Origin of the sequence: Devosia sp. ZW T5_3, from assembly GCF_044987315.1 — a bacterium.
Classification (GTDB): Bacteria; Pseudomonadota; Alphaproteobacteria; order Rhizobiales; family Devosiaceae; genus Devosia.
Map to the genome: position 1 here is coordinate 214355 of NZ_JBJDRE010000004.1, position 20602 is coordinate 234956.

General features: G+C 60.7%; 21 protein-coding genes and 1 tRNA gene. 9 read left to right on the top strand and 13 right to left on the bottom strand.

Features of this window, described 5'->3' with window-relative positions:
* Positions 1 to 79 precede the first annotated feature (79 nt).
* Positions 80 to 895, bottom strand: coding sequence for an alpha/beta fold hydrolase (locus ACI3KW_RS06940; protein ID WP_262167285.1), 816 nt, complete (start codon positions 893 to 895; stop codon positions 80 to 82).
* A 144-nt stretch (positions 896 to 1039) separates the two neighbouring features.
* Between ACI3KW_RS06940 and ACI3KW_RS06945 the strand changes: the two genes are divergently transcribed.
* Positions 1040 to 1474: a helix-turn-helix domain-containing protein gene (locus ACI3KW_RS06945; RefSeq protein WP_262167283.1), complete on the top strand. Its 435-nt coding sequence runs from the start codon at positions 1040 to 1042 to the stop codon at positions 1472 to 1474.
* 167 nt (positions 1475 to 1641) lie between these two features.
* On the opposite strand, the gene ACI3KW_RS06950 is transcribed toward ACI3KW_RS06945, so the two are convergent.
* The 3 genes from ACI3KW_RS06950 to ACI3KW_RS06960 all read right to left on the bottom strand — a co-directional run bounded on the left by ACI3KW_RS06950 (position 1642) and on the right by ACI3KW_RS06960 (position 3661).
* Positions 1642 to 2574 carry a polysaccharide deacetylase family protein gene (locus tag ACI3KW_RS06950; RefSeq protein ID WP_404847466.1) on the bottom strand — a complete coding sequence of 311 codons (933 nt, stop codon included), beginning with the start codon at positions 2572 to 2574 and terminating at the stop codon, positions 1642 to 1644.
* Positions 2575 to 2652: 78 nt separating this feature from the next.
* Positions 2653 to 3117, bottom strand: a complete 465-nt coding sequence (locus ACI3KW_RS06955; protein WP_404847467.1) for a YaiI/YqxD family protein — start codon at positions 3115 to 3117, stop codon at positions 2653 to 2655.
* Complete coding sequence (locus ACI3KW_RS06960) at positions 3110 to 3661, bottom strand: AAA family ATPase (protein WP_404847468.1); 552 nt, start codon at positions 3659 to 3661, stop codon at positions 3110 to 3112. Before ACI3KW_RS06960 ends, ACI3KW_RS06955 begins: the two co-directional genes overlap by 8 nt.
* Before the next feature lie 71 nt (positions 3662 to 3732).
* Between ACI3KW_RS06960 and ACI3KW_RS06965 the strand changes: the two genes are divergently transcribed.
* Positions 3733 to 4089, top strand: coding sequence for a cupin domain-containing protein (locus tag ACI3KW_RS06965; RefSeq protein ID WP_404847469.1), 357 nt, complete (start codon positions 3733 to 3735; stop codon positions 4087 to 4089).
* A gap of 79 nt (positions 4090 to 4168) precedes the next feature.
* Positions 4169 to 4696 carry a hypothetical protein gene (locus tag ACI3KW_RS06970; protein ID WP_404847470.1) on the top strand — a complete coding sequence of 176 codons (528 nt, stop codon included), beginning with the start codon at positions 4169 to 4171 and terminating at the stop codon, positions 4694 to 4696.
* Between the two features lie 6 nt (positions 4697 to 4702).
* Here ACI3KW_RS06970 and ACI3KW_RS06975 read toward each other — a convergent pair whose 3' ends face one another.
* From ACI3KW_RS06975 to ACI3KW_RS06995, 5 genes are all read right to left on the bottom strand, one after another.
* Positions 4703 to 5830, bottom strand: a complete 1128-nt coding sequence (locus ACI3KW_RS06975) for an S-(hydroxymethyl)glutathione dehydrogenase/class III alcohol dehydrogenase (RefSeq protein WP_404847471.1) — start codon at positions 5828 to 5830, stop codon at positions 4703 to 4705.
* Between the two features lie 75 nt (positions 5831 to 5905).
* Entirely contained in the window at positions 5906 to 6613 is a 708-nt protein-coding gene (locus ACI3KW_RS06980; protein WP_404847472.1) for a DUF1345 domain-containing protein, read from the bottom strand.
* A gap of 109 nt (positions 6614 to 6722) precedes the next feature.
* Positions 6723 to 8609, bottom strand: coding sequence for a sulfate adenylyltransferase subunit CysN (cysN, locus tag ACI3KW_RS06985; protein WP_404847473.1), 1887 nt, complete (start codon positions 8607 to 8609; stop codon positions 6723 to 6725).
* A gap of 2 nt (positions 8610 to 8611) precedes the next feature.
* On the bottom strand, positions 8612 to 9520 hold the full coding sequence (cysD, locus tag ACI3KW_RS06990; RefSeq protein ID WP_113121959.1) for a sulfate adenylyltransferase subunit CysD: 909 nt from the start codon (positions 9518 to 9520) through the stop codon (positions 8612 to 8614).
* Positions 9521 to 9752: 232 nt separating this feature from the next.
* Entirely contained in the window at positions 9753 to 10613 is an 861-nt protein-coding gene (locus ACI3KW_RS06995; protein WP_262167268.1) for a WecB/TagA/CpsF family glycosyltransferase, read from the bottom strand.
* Between the two features lie 310 nt (positions 10614 to 10923).
* On the opposite strand from ACI3KW_RS06995, the gene ACI3KW_RS07000 reads away from it, so the two are divergent.
* Together ACI3KW_RS07000 and ACI3KW_RS07005 are read left to right on the top strand one after the other, a co-directional pair.
* Positions 10924 to 10999: transfer RNA gene (locus ACI3KW_RS07000), tRNA-Thr, on the top strand.
* Between the two features lie 471 nt (positions 11000 to 11470).
* Positions 11471 to 12430 carry an endonuclease/exonuclease/phosphatase family protein gene (locus ACI3KW_RS07005; protein ID WP_262167266.1) on the top strand — a complete coding sequence of 320 codons (960 nt, stop codon included), beginning with the start codon at positions 11471 to 11473 and terminating at the stop codon, positions 12428 to 12430.
* A 3-nt stretch (positions 12431 to 12433) separates the two neighbouring features.
* On the opposite strand, the gene ACI3KW_RS07010 is transcribed toward ACI3KW_RS07005, so the two are convergent.
* A complete protein-coding gene (locus tag ACI3KW_RS07010) occupies positions 12434 to 12766 on the bottom strand; it encodes a hypothetical protein (RefSeq protein ID WP_404847474.1) in 333 nt (110 codons plus the stop codon).
* A 662-nt stretch (positions 12767 to 13428) separates the two neighbouring features.
* Between ACI3KW_RS07010 and ACI3KW_RS07015 the strand changes: the two genes are divergently transcribed.
* From ACI3KW_RS07015 to ACI3KW_RS07025, 3 genes are all read left to right on the top strand, one after another.
* Positions 13429 to 13986 (top strand): hypothetical protein, encoded by a 558-nt coding sequence (locus ACI3KW_RS07015; protein WP_262167264.1) that lies wholly within the window; start codon positions 13429 to 13431, stop codon positions 13984 to 13986.
* A 103-nt stretch (positions 13987 to 14089) separates the two neighbouring features.
* Positions 14090 to 14893, top strand: a complete 804-nt coding sequence (locus ACI3KW_RS07020; protein WP_262167263.1) for a metallophosphoesterase family protein — start codon at positions 14090 to 14092, stop codon at positions 14891 to 14893.
* An 84-nt stretch (positions 14894 to 14977) separates the two neighbouring features.
* Positions 14978 to 15751 (top strand): NAD kinase, encoded by a 774-nt coding sequence (locus tag ACI3KW_RS07025; protein ID WP_262167262.1) that lies wholly within the window; start codon positions 14978 to 14980, stop codon positions 15749 to 15751.
* 300 nt (positions 15752 to 16051) lie between these two features.
* Here ACI3KW_RS07025 and ACI3KW_RS07030 read toward each other — a convergent pair whose 3' ends face one another.
* The 3 genes from ACI3KW_RS07030 to ACI3KW_RS07040 form a co-directional block, all read right to left on the bottom strand.
* The gene (locus ACI3KW_RS07030) at positions 16052 to 17254 is read right to left on the bottom strand and encodes a DUF2336 domain-containing protein (RefSeq protein WP_404847475.1); all 1203 of its coding nucleotides are present in this window, start codon (positions 17252 to 17254) and stop codon (positions 16052 to 16054) included.
* A 460-nt stretch (positions 17255 to 17714) separates the two neighbouring features.
* A complete protein-coding gene (locus ACI3KW_RS07035) occupies positions 17715 to 18518 on the bottom strand; it encodes a transglycosylase SLT domain-containing protein (protein WP_404847476.1) in 804 nt (267 codons plus the stop codon).
* Between the two features lie 67 nt (positions 18519 to 18585).
* A complete protein-coding gene (locus ACI3KW_RS07040) occupies positions 18586 to 19167 on the bottom strand; it encodes a nitroreductase (protein WP_404847477.1) in 582 nt (193 codons plus the stop codon).
* Between the two features lie 215 nt (positions 19168 to 19382).
* On the opposite strand from ACI3KW_RS07040, the gene ACI3KW_RS07045 reads away from it, so the two are divergent.
* Positions 19383 to 20357: a hypothetical protein gene (locus ACI3KW_RS07045; RefSeq protein ID WP_404847478.1), complete on the top strand. Its 975-nt coding sequence runs from the start codon at positions 19383 to 19385 to the stop codon at positions 20355 to 20357.
* Positions 20358 to 20602 lie beyond the last annotated feature (245 nt).

A 20602-nucleotide genomic window follows, 5' to 3' on the forward strand; every position in this document is an offset into this window, starting at 1 on the left:
CTGACCAAAGCAGCTACTGCGACGAATTCTCGAGGGGTTCCTGCCCGTGCGCCGATCGGGAGAACAGCACCTTGCCGGCTCACGGGTGCACCTCGTTCGCGGGATTGGCGGTCAAGAAGCGTTCGATCGGGGCGATCGCGCGGTCACCGAGTTCTTCCGGGACATGATGGCCGACGTCGGCGTACCGTTCGGTCGTATGACGCCGAAAAGCGCCTTCCCATTGTGCGAGCACATCGCCCGTTAACCCCGCGTCCTTCATCCCCCAAAGCAGCAGCAGGGGCAGCTTCGAAAGCGTCTCACGACGCTGCCAGAGCCCATCAAGCCACTCGCTCTCCCCGATAATTGCTCGAGGAAACACCCATGTTCCCTTGCGTGAGCGAGGCGTGGGAAAAGGCGCTACAAAGTGGCGGCGAGCGATATCCGACAGGTTCGCCTTGTCGCCGAACGAAGCCGGCATCACCACACGCGGGAAAGCATTGAGATAGCGGCACAAAAAGCGACCAACCGGCCCGCCAACCAAATCGCTGAAAGCTCGGATGGCCTTTTGATCCTGGACCGACCAGCACCAACTGTTGTGCACGATCAAGCGCGAAACCCGTTCCGGGTGATCCAATGCCCACGACATGCCGATCGGGCCACCCCAATCGTGCATAACCAGCGTCGCTCTGTCGAGTTCGAGCGAATCCAGCAGCAATGCAAGATTTTTCGCGTGGTACTGCGGGAGATAGGACGCTTCATAGGGCTTATCAGACAGTCCAAAGCCAATGTGATCGGCTGCGATGCAGCGATAGTCGTTCCTGAAATGCGCGATCAGTCGACGATACTCGAATGACCAACTCGGGTTGCCATGGATGAATACGAGCGTTTCACCCTTACCCTCGTCGATGTAATGCATCCGTCCGCTGGGCGTCTGGAAGTATCGCGAGGTGAAGGGATACTCCGTGCGGTCGAGCCAGGTCGGGGGATTGAGGTATCTCGGATCGGTATGTAGCATTGCCATAAGTGCCTGATTGTTTAGCCTTACCGTAAGGGCCCGATAATGGCGGAAGTCATCAACGCACCGCGAGGTAACCTCCCGGCTCGGATCGCGGACGAACACCTCGATGCGGCCTTCCCCGAAGCCGCATCGACCTGCCCGGTCGAGGCGGCAATCGAGGTGATCGCGGGCCGATGGAAGTTGCTGGTCTTGCGGTCGCTATTCCTGGGCGGCGCACAGCGCTTCAATCGCTTGCTCCACTCGATTGAGGGAATCAGCGCAAAGGAGTTGACGCGGAACCTGCGTGAATTGGAGAACGCCGGACTGGTTGAGCGTGGGGCGACACTGACCCGCCACGAAGGCGCCGAAGCCTATGTCTTGTCGGAGTTGGGGCAGAGCTTATTGCCCGTCTTTAGCGAGATCGGCTCGTTCGGCGAGAGGCTGAAAAATAGCAGGGTGTCACGACGGTCGTTAGGGTCAGCCTTGGAGGAGGCATGACCGTAACCGCCCCAATCCGCCATCAACTAATGGCTGCTTTTCTGACCAGCTGACAAAAAGTTGTTGGTCCGCTTCCCGATTACCGTTATTGGGCACCTCCGATTTCACTCAGGCCTAAAAACTCGATGAAATCCGTTCAATTTGGACGTTCCGAATTACTCTCTACACTACTGTAGGACAGGACCTGGATGCGGAGCACCCGGCCGCAGCGCCCCGCCGATTACCGGAGCATCAGCCGTGATCACGTCGCGACCGAAGACACCGCTATCCTTGGGCACGAGGCGCACAACACTGTAGCCCTTCTGCTCGAGCTGGGCGAGGAAGCCGGGCAACATGTCGACTGTGCGCTGGTGGATGTCGTGGAACAGGATGATGCCGCTGCCGCGCGCTTCCAGCCGCGCCATGGTGCGGGCGGCGACTTGTTCGCTGGTATCGGAATAATAGTCCTTGCTGTCGATATCGACGTCGAGCACCACCATATTGCCCAGCATGAGATTAGTGCGCAGGAAGCCGGTCTGCGCCAGGTAGGGAAAGCGGAAAAACGGCGACAGCACCTGCCCCGACTGCGCCAGCGCCGCCGAAATGGCGCGCTCGCCTTGGGCGATGTCGTCCAGCGCCTCCTGATGGGTCTTGCCCGACAGATCGGCATGGTCATAGGTGTGGCTACCCACCGTGTGCCCAGCCAGCGCAACGCTGGCGGCGAGCTTGGGATTGGCCGCGGCAGCGCGGCCCAGCATGAGGAAGGTCGCTTTGACCCCGAACGCGTCGAGCGTGTCCAGAATAGCCGGTGTCTTGCCCGGTCGCGGGCCATCGTCAAAGGTCAGGATGACTTCGCCAGGACGCAGGATGATGTCGGCTGTCGATGCCACGGCCAGGGTCCGGCCCGCTAGGTGGCCCGAGGTAAAAATCCGCTCGGGCATAGGCTGGTCGGTGACCGGCTTTGACCCGGCAAAGATGGAATTGGTGATCGTGCGGTCCGTCGCCTGATAGGCATGCGGCGCGAGGTCGGCACTGGTGGTGAGATGGCTGGGCGGCTTGGCGCAAGCTCCCAGAGACGCACCGACAAATACGAGACAAACAGCAAAACGCGTAAGCGACACGACCTGAACTCTGCACAACCACAGCTGAGTTCACTTTTTGCTATTATGGTTAATATTCCCCTCGCGAGACCTTAACGACTACTTACCCGCAGCCGCTTTCGCCTTGCGTCCCAAAGTATCGAGCGCACTCAAAAAAGCCGAGCGATCAGCCGGGCGGAAGCCGGGATTATAGCCCTTGATCTCCCCGGTCTCGCGCAGATGTTGCTTGAGATCGCGCATAGCCAGCGCCATGCCGATCGAGGCCGGTGTGAACGGCTTACCGGTGAATCCGAGCACGTGGCAGCCCTTGTCGATGGCGCGGCTCGCCAGTGGAATATCTGCCGTCAGCACGATGTCATTGGCGTGCGCTTGTTCCACGATCCAGTCGTCAGCCGCATCGGCGCCGGCAGCGACCACTACGACACGCACCATTGGATCGCGCGATGGGCGCACGCCGCCATTGCTGACGAAAGTGACCACCAGACCAAGGCGCTCGGCGACCCGCATTGCCTCGTCTTTCACCGGACAGGCATCGGCATCGACGAATATGGTTGGGTCAGGCATTGGCGATGACATCTCTCACAAAGGCCAGCCGCTCGGCGACGGGCACCTTTGGCAGTTCGACAATGCGATAGCCCAGTTCGGCATAAACGTCACGCATCGGCGCGTAGATGCTTACGGCATGCTCCCACCCCTCTATGCGCTCGGCATCCGTCACGAAAATCTCACGCCAGGGCGGAGCAAAGAAGACGATGCGATTGCAGCGATAGAGCTCCGCGGCACGCCGGAAATGCGCATCGTATGCGAGCGGAAACATGCGGGCATAGGCGACAAGATCGGGAATACCACGGTCGCTCAGCGTTGGTTCGGCCGATGTGCTCAATGCCTGAAAGGTCTGGATATCGCGGTCGAGCATGAGTTCGGCGAAAAGCGCCTTGTCCCGCCAGTGCATAGCGGGTCCATCAATGGCGGTCTGTGACTGGATGATAGCCCGGGCGGCCTCGCGCCCGACGCGAATGCCGGCCGCGGAGGCGGCGTCGAGCAGCGTGGTCTTGCCGGCGCCGGGACCACCGGTGATGATGAAGATGTTGTCGGCGTGGATGGTCATGATGCGTCCTTTGACATGAAGAAGGGGCGACGCTGCCGAAGCGGTCGTCGCACGGATTACGGGAGAGGGAAATGGCTGGAAAAGTGATCGAGCGCACGGCGTGGGCTTACCCCGCTTCGCCAGCAGATCGATGGTCAGGAGAGTGGGAGGGCGGGCCAGATGGGGCCGGCATTTCGGTGATCTTCAATCACACCGAGGCAGTCGGGGGTGGGCCGCGGCTGCACAGCCATCCCTACCCCGAAACTTTCATCATCCGCAAGGGCCGGGCGCGCTTCACCGTCGGCGGCGACGTGTTCGAAGCGGTGGAAGGGCAGATCGTCGTTGCGCCGGCAGGCGTGCCACACAAATTCGAGAATGCCGGCCCCGGTCCCCTCGAGAATATCGATATCCACGAGGCCGGGCTGTTTGAGACGACTTGGCTGGAATGAGCGGCGGTGAAAGCCACCCTCACGCCACCATTTCTCAGACAACAGCCCGGGAATCAGGCAGCTTCCGACGCCAGTTTCCATGAGCGAGCAGAAAATGACGAACACGATTAGCTTCCGTCAACAAGAGCGCAGGCGCGTGATCGCAATAGGTCTGCTCTATCTCGCCGCCCTGCTCGCTTTGGTGTTCTTCGTCTTTGGCATCGACGCCTCAGCCGAATTTGTGAATAGCGGCGCCGAGGGCGGCATTGGCCGCTTTGCCTTTGTGATCGGCATCATCGTGCTCTTGCCCGTAGCTTTGCTGCTGCGCTTCATGAGCACGCCGATGCAGGTCAGCTTCGACGACGATAACCTGCTGATAGAACCCAAGGGCAAGCCAAGCACGCGTATCGCCCTGGCCGACATCAAATCGCTGGTCACCAACAAGCCCTCGGTCAACGGGCTTTATCTCTATGGCGCAGCCGGCCAGCGCCTATATGCATTCACCCCGCAAAACGGGGAAGCAAGCGAACTGCTGAAGGCAATCCTCCAGCACAAGCCATTCAAACTCGTCAGCGAGTCACCCGCCTTCAAAGGGCGGGTGATGCAAAAGCGGTACGAGAGTCGATAACCGGCGTCAGTAAACCACGACGCTGCGGATGCTTTCGCCTGAATGCATCATCTCGAAGCCCTTGTTGATGTCTTCGAGGCGCAGCGTGTGGGTGATCATGGGATCGATCTCGATCTTGCCATCGAGATACCAATCGACGATTTTCGGCACATCGGTGCGCCCCTTGGCGCCGCCGAAAGCCGTGCCCATCCAGGTGCGGCCGGTGACGAGCTGGAACGGGCGGGTCGAGATTTCCTTGCCGGCCCCGGCAACACCGATCACCACCGACTTGCCCCAACCGCGATGGCTGGCTTCCAGCGCCTGACGCATAACCGTGGTGTTACCGGTGCAATCGAAGGTGTAATCGGCCCCGCCGATCAGATCGCCCCGGCGCTTGGTGAGGTTGACCAGATAGGGCACGATATCGCCCTCGATCTCCTTGGGATTGACGAAATGCGTCATCCCGAAGCGCTCGCCCCAGGCCTTCTTATCATTGTTCAGATCAACACCGATGATCATATCGGCGCCGGCCAGCCGCAGACCCTGGATGACATTGAGGCCAATGCCGCCCAGCCCGAACACCACCGCCGTGGCGCCGATTTCGACCTTGGCCGTATTGATCACCGCGCCAATGCCGGTAGTGACGCCGCAGCCCACATAGCAGACCTTGTCGAAGGCGGCCGAGGCATCGATCTTGGCGACCGCAATCTCAGGCAGCACGGTGTAATTCGAGAAGGTCGAACAGCCCATATAATGGAAGATCGGCTTGCCTTCGAAGGAGAAGCGCGAGGTGCCATCGGGCATCAGCCCCTGCCCCTGCGTGGCGCGGATGGCCGTGCACAGGTTAGTCTTGCCCGAGCGGCAGGAATAGCACTCGCGGCATTCAGGCGTGTAGAGCGGGATGACGTGGTCGCCCTTTTTGAGGCTTGTGACCCCGAGCCCCACATCGACCACCACGCCCGCGCCTTCATGACCAAGAATGGCGGGAAACAGGCCTTCCGGGTCCGCGCCCGACAGGGTGAAGTCATCGGTGTGGCAAATGCCCGTCGCCTTGATTTCGATCAACACTTCGCCCGCCTTGGGGCCATCAAGATCCACTTCGACGATTTCGAGCGGCTTTCCAGCCTGGAACGCGACGGCGGCGCGGGTCTTCATGGCAGATTCTCCTTGGGGCATGTCTTTGGCGATGGTGTTGCACAAAGCGGGCCGGGGCGGCAACCGCCCAAGGTGTCACCCCGCCCCAACGGCCACCGCGACATTGACCGTAGCCGCCACGATCAGCGTATTGAAGAAATACGAGAACACCGAGTGCACCAGCACGAATTTACGCATCTTGGCTGAGGTGACGCGGATGTCGGACACCGCAAAGGCCGTCCCGATCACATAGCCGAAATATAGGAAAGCCAGGCCATCGGGGCCGTCGCCCTCGGGAAAATCCAAGCCCCCCGCCACCGCGTCGCCACCCTCCACCGCGCGCTCATAGAACTCATAGGCGTAGTGCAGCGACGCCATGGTGTGGACAACGAGCCAGCTCAACAGCACCGACACGATGCTCAGGCTGACCTCGACGACCCGCGGCCCTTCACTGCCGTTCAGCGCCATGAACAGCGTGGCACTGCACACGGCAACCACGCCGATGACAACGGCAAAGATCAGCCCGGTCGGCGTGTCGGCCTCATCCGCGCGCGAGCGCAGGAATTCCGAGTTCAACAGCGGCAGCATCAGTGCCACCAGAACCAGATAGGTCATGAATAGCGCGATTGCGCCGAACACCACGGCAAAGACCGGCGCCAGCCAGAGGCTGAGCAGCAGCACGACGGATCCGACCACCAAAGCGATGAAGAAAGTGCCATGCCGCGGCAAATGCCGCGATGCTATCCACACGGCCAAGGCATGTGCCTTGCCGCTGGATGTACGCCTTGCCCTGCGTTTGGCCAATATTCGCTCCCCCTATTGGGGTGAGCCTAGCGAGTTGGTTGAGGGAAGCAAGGCGGCTTTGAAAGCGGGAGGGCGCAGCGCGCCTTCCCCGACTCGTAATAATCCGGCCTTAAAACCGCAGCAAGCCGTGCAGCTGATCCGCCAGATCAAGCGGTTCATGCTCGGCGCCATGCAGCACCAACTCCGGGTTGGTTGGCGCTTCAAACGGGGAGTCGATACCAGTGAAATTCTTGATCTCGCCGGCCCGGGCGCGCTTGTAGAGCCCCTTGGGGTCACGCGCCTCGCACACCTCGATGGGGGTATCCACATAGACCTCGGTGAAGGTGATATCGCCGGCGATTTCACGCGCCAGCCGCCGCTCCTTCTCGAAGGGTGAGATGAACGAGACCAGCACGATCAGCCCGGCATCGGCCATTAGCCTCGCAACCTCGGCCACACGGCGGATATTCTCCACGCGCGCCGCTTCGGTAAAGCCGAGATCCTTGTTGAGCCCATGGCGGACATTGTCGCCATCAAGGATATAGGCGTGCTTGCCCTCAGCCGTGAGGCGCTTTTCCAGCAGATTGGCGACCGAGGATTTGCCCGAGCCGGAAAGCCCGGTGAACCACACGATCTGCGGCTGCTGCCCCTTCATATCCGCGCGAACCTGCCGATTCACATCGAAGGACTGATAGGTCAGGTTCTGCGCCCGGCGCAGGCCGAATTCCACGGTTCCAGCGCCCAGCGTAGCATTGGAAATCCGGTCGACCAGAATGAAGCCACCGGTAACGGCATTGGCCGCATAGGGATCAAAGGCAATGGCCCGGTCCGTTGCGATGGTAACCGTTGCCACCTCATTGAGGTCCAGCTTGGTCGCCGCCGTCTGTTCCAGCGTATTCACATTGGTGCGGAACTTGAGATCGGTGATCGTCGCGGGGACGATCTGCGAGCCGATCTTGAGCAGATAGGAGCGCCCCGGATAGGCCGGCTCCTCATTCATCCACACCACGCGGGCCTGGAACTGATTGGAGAATTCCGGCGTCTCGCCCGCATGGGTGAGCACATCGCCACGCGACACGTCCACCTCGCGGTCGAGCACTAGCGTCACCGCCTGCCCCGCCACCGCCTGATCGAGTTCGCCATCCATGGTGACAATGGCTTTGATCCGTGCCGGCTTGCGCGAGGCAGCCACCAGCACGTCATCGCCCACCTTGACCACGCCCGCCGCTACCGTGCCGGAAAAACCACGGAAATCCAGGTTCGGCCGGTTCACCCATTGCACGGGGAACCGGAATTTCTGGCTGGCGCGGTCATCGGCAACTTCGATGCCTTCGAGATAGGGCACGAGGCCCGGCCCGCGATACCACGGCGTATTGGCGCTCTGGCCCAGAATATTGTCGCCCCGCAGCGCCGAAACCGGCACGGCCGCCAGCGTCTTGAAACCCAGCGGCTCCGCAAAAGCGCGATATTCGGCAACTATTCTATCGAACACGTCCTGGCTGTAATCGACCAGATCGATCTTGTTGACCACCAGGACGACATGCTTCACGCCGATCAGCGACAGGATGAAACTATGCCGCCGGCTCTGCGTCAGCACGCCCTTGCGGGCGTCGATCAGCAGCAGCGCCAGATCGGCATTGGAGGCACCGGTCGCCATGTTGCGGGTATATTGCTCGTGGCCGGGCGTGTCCGCGACGATGAATTTGCGCTTGTCGGTCGAGAAAAACCGATAGGCCACATCGATCGTGATGCCCTGCTCCCGCTCGGCGGAAAGACCATCGACCAGCAGCGAGAAATCGATCCCCTCGTCACCCGTGGTGCGATTGCGGCTTTCCTTCTTGAGGCTGGCGAGCTGGTCATCGAGGATCAGCTGGCTGTCATAGAGCAGCCGCCCGATCAGCGTTGATTTGCCGTCATCCACGCTGCCGCAGGTGAGAAAGCGCAGCAGGGATTTGTCGGTTTGTTGATCTAGCCAGAGATCGATATCGGTGTCAGGCGTGGCCATTGGCAGGGTCATCGTCAGAAATAGCCTTCCTGCTTCTTCTTTTCCATCGAGCCGACCTGATCGCTGTCGATCAGGCGTCCCTCGCGCTCCGAGGTGCGGCTCGCCTGCATTTCCATGATGATTTCGGGCAGGCTCGTCGCCGTCGAACGCATCGCGCCGGTCAACGGATAGCAACCCAGTGTGCGGAACCGCACCAACTCGTGCCGCGGCACTTCATCCTTGCCCAGCGGCATGCGGTCGTCATCGACCATCAGCAGCGTGCCGAACCGTTCCACCACCGGCCGTTCCCGGGCGAAATAGAGCGGCACGATCGGGATATTTTCCGAATAAATGTAGGTCCAGATATCGAGCTCGGTCCAGTTCGACAGCGGGAACACGCGCATGCTCTCGCCCGGATTAAGGCGGGTATTGAACACCCGCCACAGCTCGGGCCGCTGGTTCTTGGGGTCCCACGCATGGCCAGCATTGCGATGGGAGAAGACCCGCTCCTTGGCGCGGGACTTTTCCTCGTCGCGCCGCGCCCCGCCAATGGCCGCATCATACTGGCCGGCGTTGAGCGCTTGCCGCAGGGCAGCAGTCTTCATGATGTCGGTATAGCGCGAGGAGCCGTGATCGAACGGGTTGATGTTGTCACGCACACCATCGGCATTGGTGTGGGTGATGAGATCGAAGCCGTAATCCTCGGCCATCTTGTCGCGAAACGCGATCATCTCGCGGAACTTCCACGTCGTATCGACATGCAGCAGCGGGAACGGAATTTTGGACGGATAGAACGCCTTGCGCGCCAAATGCAGCAGGACGCTGGAATCCTTGCCGATGGAATACATCATCACCGGACGCTCGAAACTGGCCGCGACCTCGCGCAGGATTTCGATGCTCTCGGCTTCCAGGGTCTGCAGATGCGTCAGTCGATTGCTGGTCACAGCAGCTATGCTCCATAGCCGCTCAACACGGCACTCGCTTAGGCTGATTGGTTAGGCCCGGAACGCGGCAGCATCAAGCCAGAAAATGGCGGAAACCCTTGCTGCGCAAGGGCTTGAGGCACATTCGTCTCCCTCGGGAACAAGACGCGTTATAGAAAAGCCAAGGCGCGATCAGATGGCGTTTGAATGTGCGCCACGACAGGAAAACGCAGAAAAATAGTTCCAGCCACCGTTACCAGCGGTCAATGCGCTCGCCCAGTTCGGCTATCCCCTTGCCCCATTTCTGGCGCGTCAGCATCAGCATGGCCGCATGCGGGCTGGTGGTGAGATAGCGGAACAGCAGGCGCCGGGGCTCACGCCCCATGCGGTAAACCCATTCCAGGCCATTATCCTGCATCCATTGCGGCGCCCGCGCGGCTGAAGCGGAGAGGAAATTAAACAGCCCGCCACTGGTCTTGATCAGCCCGACATTGGGCATGGCATGGGCAAACCGCATATAGAATTCCTGCTCGCGCGGCACGCCCAGTCCCAGCCAGACGATGTCGGGTCCGAGCCGGTCGATGTCGCGCACCACGCTTATCCACTGCCGATGCGTACGATAACCGTGCCCCTGCCCCACAATGCGCAGATGCGGATAGCTATCGCGCACCGCAGCCACTGCCCGCGCATTCTCACCCTCGGTGCCGCCCAGGAAATACATGCTGACCACCCGCTCACGCGCCGCCGTCACCACGTCGTGAAACAGATCGGTCGTCGCCACCCGCTCCGGCAGCGCAAAGCCGGTCACCCGCCGGCTCGCCATCACCAGCGGTTGCCCGTCACAACTGATCACGTCGGCAAAACGCACCGCCTCACGCAAGGCCGGCTGGCGCGCCGCCTCTGACAGCACCTGGCCATTAATGCTGGTGGCAATCCAGGGCCGGTCGCGGCGGCGATATTTCACCGCCAGATCGATCAACAGGCGCGCGGTCTGCTTACGATCAAGCCGCGCCACCGGCAGCCCGCCGATTTCCACCGATTCAAAGCGCGGATAAATCCGCGCCGGCAAAGCTGGCGGCCCACGCCGCACCGGCCGGAAAGCGAGCGGTCGCAAAATCCGCCGCCTCATGACCGCACACTGGCGCGGCGCGTCATTCTGAATCGGCAGATTGGTCGTCCAGGCCCATCAAAACGCTTCAACATCGGACTACCCAGAATTGAACTGGCCTACACTCTTAGGTCCGAAAAGAAGAAACAGGAATTTCAACAGCTTATTTACGTTAAGCCTGCGGGCAATGCCTTACGCAGCCCCACGGATAACCGGCCATTTTTGCATCTGAGCCAGGTGCTATCACCGACGCCAAGCCGCGCTTCCAATCAACCCCGTTGCCCATGAGCCCCTTCGATGCTAGATGGCATCGCGCGCCGGTATAGCTCAGTTGGTAGAGCACCTGATTTGTAATCAGGGGGTCGCGGGTTCGAACCCTGCTGCCGGCACCATTCCCCCCCCAATTGGCACCTTGATCCACACGGCCTGGACGCCGAAGGCTTGGCGAACACTTCGGCCGCCATCGCGCACCGGGACGATCCATGAGAGATTGTCGAAACAAATACGAAATACAAAAAGCTTTAATTAAGTAAATATCGAAACTATACGAAATCAATTGCGTAAATTTAAATATTTACTTCCAATGAAACTGAATATTCAGTAGAATATTGCCAATTATTCCTGATCTTTATTGCCGCAGTTGAACATAACTTTTCTCCGGCAACAGCAGCAGTCTGGGAAAACGACCGGGCTCCTCATCCTGTCCATGTGGGATGAGCGGCGGAGAGGGGCAGTGTCCCTGCGGCGGAAAGCGCTGCCCCCTCGGCCTACCTAGCCAGTAGCGCCAAGTGTATTGACCGGCACGGGCAAAGCACCGCTATTGGCGCGGTGAATATATCCCAGTGCAATCCCGAGCGGTCACGATGAAACTTGAGCTTCGCGGTGCCGTCACCATACTGGCGGTTCTGGCCATGCTTGGCCTCGTCGCGGCGAGCTTTGACCTGCCCGTGCCCAATCCGGATGTGCTGCAATCGCTGCGCTTTCATCTGGCGGCGGCGTGTCTGGCCCTGCCGATCGCGCTCTTCATGCTGGGCGCCCGCTGGCGCGGCGTGGCGGTGCTCGCGCTGATCCTCGTCAGCATCGGCCAAGGCGCCTATCTCATCCACCAGCAGCAGGAAACACGGTCGCTGCTGGCCGAAGCCGTTGATCCCAACGGATTTACAGTGATGAGTTTCAATGTCCTGGCAACATCGGAACGCGGCCAGGACGTTGCCGATTACATGATCGAGCGAGCGCCCGATATTGCCGTGATCATGGAGACCCCTGGCATCGAGCGTTCGCTGGAGCGCCTTGCCACCACTTTCCCTTATCGCATTGGCTGCACCGATACCCTGACCTGCGATTTGTCGCTGTTTTCGCGCACGCCATTGGTCAATGGCCAGATGCACCTGCTCGGCCCCATGCAGCGCGAGCGCCTGATAACGGCCCGGACGACGATCAACGGCCACTCCGTGACCATCATCGCACTGCACCTGAGCAAACCCTATTTCGATGGCATTTCCATCGATGAACTTTGGGAAATCAGCCACGTGCTGCGACAGATCGACGGCCCAATGCTGCTGACCGGCGATTTTAACAGCGCGTCTTGGTCGCGCAGCGTCCGTCAGTTCGTCAACCGCAACCAATTAATGCCCCCGCCCCGCTATCCTTCGACTTGGCCAGTGCGGTTGGGCGAATGGGGTATACCGATCGACAACATGTTCACCCGCGGCGGATTGCGCATCGACGAGATAGGCGCCATGCCATCCAATTTAGGCTCAAACCATCGCGGCCTATTGGCCCGTGTCGGCTTCGCAACCGAACTGGCGACGCCCGCAAACTGACAGTCAGCACCCATCGAGCCGTCCGTCCAGCGCGCCCCATTCCTGCCGCCACAAAGCAATGTCCTGCAGGACGACGACAACGCGCTTGAAACCGTAGAGATCCGACATCTGCTCGGCATAGTCGAGCGCCACACCGACATCCTCGAATGGTCCCTCCGTTCGCGGTTCGATCGGTTCGCCCTGGTGCAGGGTCGCCGGCCAATAGACCCAGGCGCTGGGCGTCCCGAATTCCAGTCCGGCAATCTTGAGAATACGCGTGTCGCTGCCGATACTGACTGTGACAGCGTCCACGGCGACATGGTCCTCATCATCGGTCCAGGCATAGCCACGAGCCAATCGCGATCCTCCTTCTGCAGACTCTGGATGCCGCAACGCCCGCCGGCAGACCAAGCGACATCGCGCAGCAACCCTGCACCTTGTTCAGCGGATTAGTGTTTTTCGCGACCCATTGCTCAGAAATACCCACATTGGCTCCAACAACAATAGTCATACTGTATTCATATAAATCCAGAGGCAATAATACCGGATATTCTAAATCACGATATGCTTACAATAAAATCCGCGCATCTTAGATATTCCGATAACGCAGATAAATAGATCGAACGTCATATAGCCGCCTCAACCCACTTACTGTATCGTATTTGCTGGGCTCGATATCAGTATCGACATCGACGGGACGTCGATGGGCAGCATTCTTCCGCCGCAACGGGTGCTGCCCGCCTCTTTTCCCAGTCCACGACGACATGGCGCCGCTGTTTTCGCCGCAGCGCTACTTATCTGCCGGTTGAGACCTGGTATTCACGCGCACCTCGCTCACAAAAATTCCATTGGACATCCCATCCTCGAGCCCCCGCTGTGCTTGTGCCGGGGCCTTGTTTGGATAATGTCACAGCAATCTCTACGAAGCTGTCAGACGCGCCGCCGTCAGATTTATCTGACGCGTCCAATCTGGCTCTTGTCACGGTGGAATTGCGATGGCGCCAGCGTTTGATGCAGGCTTGAACTTCACGATCAAGCACGGAACGATCGAAGCCGCCCAGCCGAGCGCTGAAAAACAGCTCTATCGGGTTTTCACCGAGATCAGCTTCACCGATGGCGATGGTTTCCGTCGCGTCGCCGCCGATTCCGCGCTGGCTGAATTTGTTGCGACCGATCGCTCCGGGACCTTCTATTTTTATGACGCAATGGGACGCGGAGCCTTGTTGGCCGCCGATATCTATGGCGTCGGCTGGAGCTTTTCCGATCCGGCCATCTGGTACTCCGCCTGCAACCGCAAGATCACCTGGCTCCTGGCATTCGCGGTCGCCACTCTGGTCTTTGTGGCCATCGCCGTAAGTGCGCAAATCTGGCCGGCATGGATCGCAGCCTTCGCCTTTTCGGCAGTCGCGGCCATGCATTGCTGGTCGGCACTGCGCCTGGCCCGCACAGCGGCTGCGGCCCAGCGTATTCGGCGATCGCTGGCGCCCACCGAGAAGCCGAGCCCGCGCCAGGTCTCCAATACCGGCCGGTTTGACAATGCTGGCCGCACCGGCAATTCCTACTGCCTGGCGGTCTGATCTGCCGACATTAATCACACCTTGGTTTGAGGCTTGAATCCTTGTTCCTCGGCAGTCAAGGTCCAGCGTCGCGCCGGAGTGTATCCCCAATGCCGCAACAAGTATGCTTTCGCTGATACGGCGCCTGCTGCCGCAGCGCCAGCCCGATCCGGCGCCGCAGGGGCGTGAGCGCCTGGTTGCGCAGCAATGGCCTCGTGCCGTCTATGCTATCGGCGATATCCATGGCTGCTTGCCCGAATTACAGCACCTTGAACAGCTAATCCTCGAGGACGCCGCCGGTGCCAGTGGCGAAATCTGGCTGGTTTATCTCGGCGACTACGTGGATCGCGGCGCCAATTCCGCTGGCGTTATCGACTATCTGCTCTCGCCGCCGCCGCCGGGCACGCGCCGCATCTGCCTCGCCGGCAATCACGAAGAACTCATGCTCGCCTATTGCCGCAATCCGGTCGCCGGTTCGCAATGGCTCAAGCTGGGCGCAGCCGAAACCTTGCAATCCTATGGCGTGCCTATGGCCGGCTTTACCACCGCCAGTGTGCAGGCGCGGCTCGGCCGCCTGCGCAACCACATCCCGTTCGGCCATCTGGAATTCCTCGAAAGCCTGCCCGTCTCGCTCAGCCTGCCCGGCGTCGTGCTGGTGCATGCCGGCATGAAGCCGGATCTGCCGCTCGACCAACAAAGCGACGATATCCTGCAATGGATGCGCTATGACCCTACCAACACGGCCCCTTGGCCGCCCAACCTTTTGGTGGTGCACGGCCACACGCCCGCCGCCGAGCCCTATATTTCGCCCGGCCGCATCTGCATCGATACCGGCGCCTATGCCACCGGCAGGCTGACGGCCATTCGCCTCGTCCCCGGCGAGGTCCCCCACCTGCTCACGGCCACCGCGCACGGCCCGGCCGAGTGACGCACCATCGGCGTTGCGTCTGGCACCGTTTTGGCTTCTATGCTACGGCCCGAACGCGCCAACTGCCCTGCCGGAGAATACGAATTGAGCGTCCAGACAGATCGGGTTGGCTTTGTAACCAACGGCACCGCCGAAGCCGACACGGCAGCCGCGCGCCTGCGCGAGCGCTACGGCGCTACCCCGTTCGACGAGGCCAATGTCATAGTGGCGCTTGGCGGCGACGGCCTGATGCTGCAGACCCTGCACCAGGCCATGGGGCGCAACGTACCCGTCTATGGCATGAATTTCGGCTCCGTCGGCTTTCTGATGAATGTCTTTTCCGAAGACACGCTGGCCGAACGCCTTGCAGTGGCGCAGGCCACCCGCATCTATCCGTTGTCCATGACTGTGCTCAGCACATCGGGCGTTACCCAGACGGCGCTGGCGCTCAATGAAGTGTCGTTGTTCCGTTCCACCTACCAGGCCGCCAAGCTCCAGATCGTGGTCGATGGCGAAACCCGCCTCGACGAGCTGATCTGCGACGGCGTGCTGCTCTCCACCCCGGCCGGCTCCACCGCCTATAACCTGTCCGCGCACGGTCCGATCCTGCCCATCGATTCCCCCCTGCTGGCGCTGACCCCAATCTCCCCCTTCCGCCCCCGCCGCTGGCGCGGCGCCATCCTGGGCAATCGGGCCGAAGTCAAATTCATCACCCGCGAAGCCGCCAAGCGGCCGGTCAGCGCCGTCGCTGACAATGTGGAATTCCAGAACGTCCTCGAAGTCACCATCCGCGAAGATCGCGACTCTGGCGTCACCCTGCTCTTCGATCCTGGCACCAGCCTCGAAGAGCGCGTACTGAGCGAACAGTTCCGGTATTGAGATACTAATCGGTGGTAACAAAAGCTGAAGCCGAAGTGGCAATCCGTCATCTTGCAACAATTTGGGCCGACGAAACGGGATACGTATCCAAGCCAGGCCACTATCCAAGCTTTTCCGATTTCCAAAGCTGGCTGGGTGGCAAGGGCCACAGCCGATACATCACTTTCCGTTCTTCTACGGATGCTAGCTACGTTGCTGAGGGTTGGTTCGAATCCGAACTCAAAAACTGGGCACGCTCACGTCAACGAACCTAGACACAACGAATTGCGGCGTTGTGCCCCCGACGAATAGCGATTGGTCCTAAGCCGCCGGCAAGGCCACCTGCTCATCCCAATCCAGCGCCACTATGCGACGTTCGCCCGCTTCCTGCGCAAAAGCCGACATGACGCCCTCTGCTGCCTTGCGGGCCAGCGCCACATTCTGCTCGCTGAGATAGGCAAACGCCTCCTCCAACTCCTCGGGAATGACCCCGCCATATTCGGCGATCAGCCCCTCGGTCAGCGCCGACACCACCAGATGCCGCGCCGCCGCGTCGTCAGCCAGATCGGTCGCCCGGGCATGACCGATCAGCCGTATCACCAAGTCCCGCATCGCCGGCCCCATGCCGCAACGCACCAACAGGGCATTGATCGCCACCCGGCTGCCCGCCTCGAGCACACTAAACACCTTGTCGCGCGGCGATTGACTGAGTTCGGCCACGCAATTGGCAAAGAACATCACATGGCCCGTGACCATGGCATGCAGCAGCACGCGCATATTGAGCCGGTCGCTGGCAATCAGCTCGGCGGCATAGCCGGTTCCCGGATTGATCGCCTCGCGCTCGCCAATGGCCGAAATCGCCGTATCGACGCTATCGCGCAGCAGGCGATTGAGCCTTTCCGGCGCCACCGCGCCCTTGACGATGCGGGCGCCGCGCATGGCCTCCATGGCCTGTTGCACCAGCAGTAGCCGCGCCCCCGCCGGCAGGTCCTGCCGCCGCAGCAAAGCCCCACGCATCTGCGCATCTGCGCCATGAGCCATCACCAGCCGGTCAAGGCACGCCGCGCCAATCGATAAATCCGTCCGTGCCAGCAATTTCAGTGTCATCTGCCGATGCTCGCGACCGATCAACGCATCGACCAACCGCGTACTGAGCTTTTGCCGCTGGCTAATGGCAATCAGCAGGTCCGCCTCGCCTTGGCGCACCACCGGCATCATGTCCGCATCGATCAGCACCGGCGAATATTGCAGCACGGCCCGGGCAATCACGCCGCTATCGTGCAGCAGCGCCATGATGATCGGGCGCGGCGCCTCGGCCGAATGCAGCAGGCCATAGGCCAGCGCGGCACGCACCTTGACGGAGGGGTCTTCGAGAAACCGGAACAGCACGGCATAAAGCGCGGCATGCTCATCGGCAGGACCGTGGTGATTGAGATAGGCGCTCGCGGCCATATAAGCCGCCTGCCCGCGCTCTTCGCTATCGGGCGACTGCGCCAGCCAGAGGAACTCATTATACTCAACCATGCCACACCCCGGAGCAACTCTGGGTAAGACTAAGCGGCAAGTTTTAAGGAACGGTTCACCATAACGCTGCTGGTGCGTTCAAACACCCAAGATAATATCGGTAATCAGAGAATGTTGGAGGCCAAGTCGAACAGGCTCTTCGCGGTATATCCTGCGGCTACAACGAACAACCAGGCGGCAATTGCCATTCCGGTGATCATCCAGCCTCTTGGTATGCCGCGCCCCGTTTCGACTTCCCCCCGAGTAGTCGATCTGGCCATCTTTCGATCCATCGGTTCGCTAGCGCCCGAATTGTTTTAGAATCGCTCAGCTACAGCAGATTCATCCCAACCGGATTGCAGTGCAATCACTCTCACCCCCAATGACTGACAAATTCTAAATGCGCCAACCAGGGACCTGTTCCGCTATGATATGCCGCTGATTCGAGGCGTTGGCTTCGGCAGGCCAGGCGGGCCTATCCCTACCGCGCATAAAGCTGTGTGAAAAACGCTGCCCCTTCCTCTGGCAAATTCAGCGGCGACTTCGCCGCTCCCTCTGCCTCGGTGCGGAACAATCCCGTAAACGACATGTTCTCCGGCGAGAACCGCGAGGCAATTACCGGCGCGTCCGGCTTAGTCCCACTCATCTGCTGCGCGGTAAACGTCGCCGCCGGCTGGCTGCCATCATGCTTGGCCACCAGCGATTGATAGACCTCACGAATCGTCCGCGCTCTTCCATCGCTGTAAAAGATCGCCTTGTTGGCCGCCGCCTGCTTGGGAAACAGTTGCGCCGCAATCTGGTCCGGGTTCTGCAGCCCGGCGGTAAACATGCGCTCCGCCCCCTGCGCCCCCAGAAAATGCGCAATATACAGCTCGCCTGCGCTCGGCATCCGCCCGAACCGTGCGCTCAGATAATCGCCATTGCTCTTGGTGAAAGCCGCCGCCAGATCCGCCGCCATTTGTGGATCTTCGCGCAGCTTGAGAATGGTCGCCTTCTGCGCCGGGTCGCGCACGGTGTAATCCCCGTTCGCGTTCACTTCGATGGCATTGGCATATTGGCCATAGCCCAGCCGCGGCCCCTCTTGCTTGAGCACCTGCAGCCAGGTCGATTCAAGAAACTGGAACAGCCCGACCGCCGAAGACGTCTGCGCCTTGGCCTGCGGGTTGAGGCTGCTTTCGCGCATGGCGGTCTGCAGCAGATAGTCGAAATCCACCCCATTCCTGTCGCCCGCAGCGGTCAGGACATAGGCCAGGCTTTGCGGCACTGAAATGGGTTGCACGCCCATCCAAAACTCACCCGGGGAATCGCTCGCGTTTAGAAAGCGCTAATTCGGGTTAATGCCGCGTTAACTATTATTGGCCCGACCAATAGGTCACGACATCGTCAAGCGCGGGGCGCGGCCGATCTTCGATCCGCGTCGTGGGCGTGCCGATATGCACAAATCCGACAAACCGCTCGCCTGGCCTCGCCCCCAGCGCCTGCGCGGCCTCGGCGTCATAGGCATACCACCGGGTCACCCATTGCGCCGCATAGCCCAGCGCATTGGCCGCATGCACCAGGTTGAATGCCACATTGCCCGCCGAGATCAGTTGCTCGAATTCGGGAATCTTGGGGTGCTCTGCCGCCGCCGAAATCACCCCAATCGTCAGAGGCGCCGGCAGAAAGCGCTGCCGCTCCACATCCAGTTCAGCGTCAGTAAGGGCAGGATTCTTGGTCTTGGCGATATCGGCCAGCACGGTCCCTGCCCGCCGCCGCTCATCGCCCACGAACAGCACCAGCCGCCACGGCGCCAGCTTGCCATGGTCGGGCACGCGCGTACCGATGGTCAGCAGCGTTTTGAGTTCGTCCGCACTCGGCCCCGGCTCGACCAGAAAGGCCGGGCCGACCGAACGGCGCGTCAGCAGGTAGTCAACAAGGGCGGCATTGGCAGGCATGTTCATCTCCTGATCGTGCCGGAGCAATACAAGTCGCAGCCCGTCGCGGCCAGCCCATTCACATAAAATCGCTTGGCGCAGAGCCTCGCCGGTTCCCAATTGCACTGGGCTGTGACACAGCTTCTCCCCAATCGCTGCCTATCACGGCCCGATTGCGAGTCGGTGGCAGCGCACTAAGTTACGCCGCCTTGCTGACCGCTGCTGGGGTATTCGATATGCGTTTTGGGCCATTGATGGCGATCCTGCTGGGTGTTTTCGCATTGGCGCAGCCAATTGTGCCGCTCGCCATCGCACCGGCATTCGCTCAGGACGCCGAAATACCGCCCATGCCGCGACCACGGCCGGATCGCGACGGCCGCCCGGCCATCACGCCGCCCGAGGTCTCGCCCGATAATCCCGCCACCGAGGCCATCACGGCCATCACCTCGGCACCCCAGCCGGTGACCCTCACCGCGCTCATCACGCCCGACAGCGCCCCCATCACCGAGGGGCTGGTTTGGCGCATTTTCGATGCGACACCTGCCGCCAATGGCGAAATCGCCATGGCTGCCAAATCCGAGGATGGCACCGCCAGGCTCTCCCTACCGCCCGGCGAATATCTCGTGCACATCGCCTATGGCCGCGCCCAGATCAGCGACACGCTCACCGTCAACCCCGGCGACAATCAGAAAACCTACATCCTGGAAGCCGGCGCCCTGCGCCTCAACGCGGCTGTCACCGGCGACATTCCCATTCCGCCCGATCTGCTGAGCTTTGAAATCTTTACCTCGGGCGACGAAGCCACTCGCACCCCAGTCGCGCAGGGCGTGCAGCCCAACGAGATCGTCACCATCAATTCGGGCACCTACCACGTGGTGTCCCATTTCGGCGCCATCAATGCTGTGGTGCGCGCCGACCTGCAGGTCGAGCCGGGCCAATTGACCGACGCCACCCTCTACCACCTGGCGAGCCAGGTCTCGTTCAAGCTGGTGTCCGAAGCCGGCGGCGAGGCCATCGCCGATGTCGACTGGACCATCAAGACCAGCGATGGCGCCACCATCTTCACCGAACTGGGCGCCTTCCCCACCACTGTGCTCGCCGAGGGCACCTATCTCGTCCTCGCCAAGCAGGGCGACCAGGCGTTCAACCGCGAATTCGAGGTCAAACCCGGCCCGCCGCAGGACATTGAAGTTCTGACGACGGCGTTCTGATCGGAATATCCGACCGCTTCAGCGGCAAGTCCGCACCGGCGTTTACTTGTACTTTCAGAAAATTACTCGCCGAGATAAAAAAACTTGTCGCAAGAACGGCAAGATCGAAATTCTTCATGGCAAAACCCAAAATGAAATGCCATCATCAACCTACGTTACAAGGAAGTAATTGTCTTCCAGTGGAAGTACATCCCTAAACCTCCACAATAATACAGAATTGACATCATTGTCGCATCTGGAGCGAA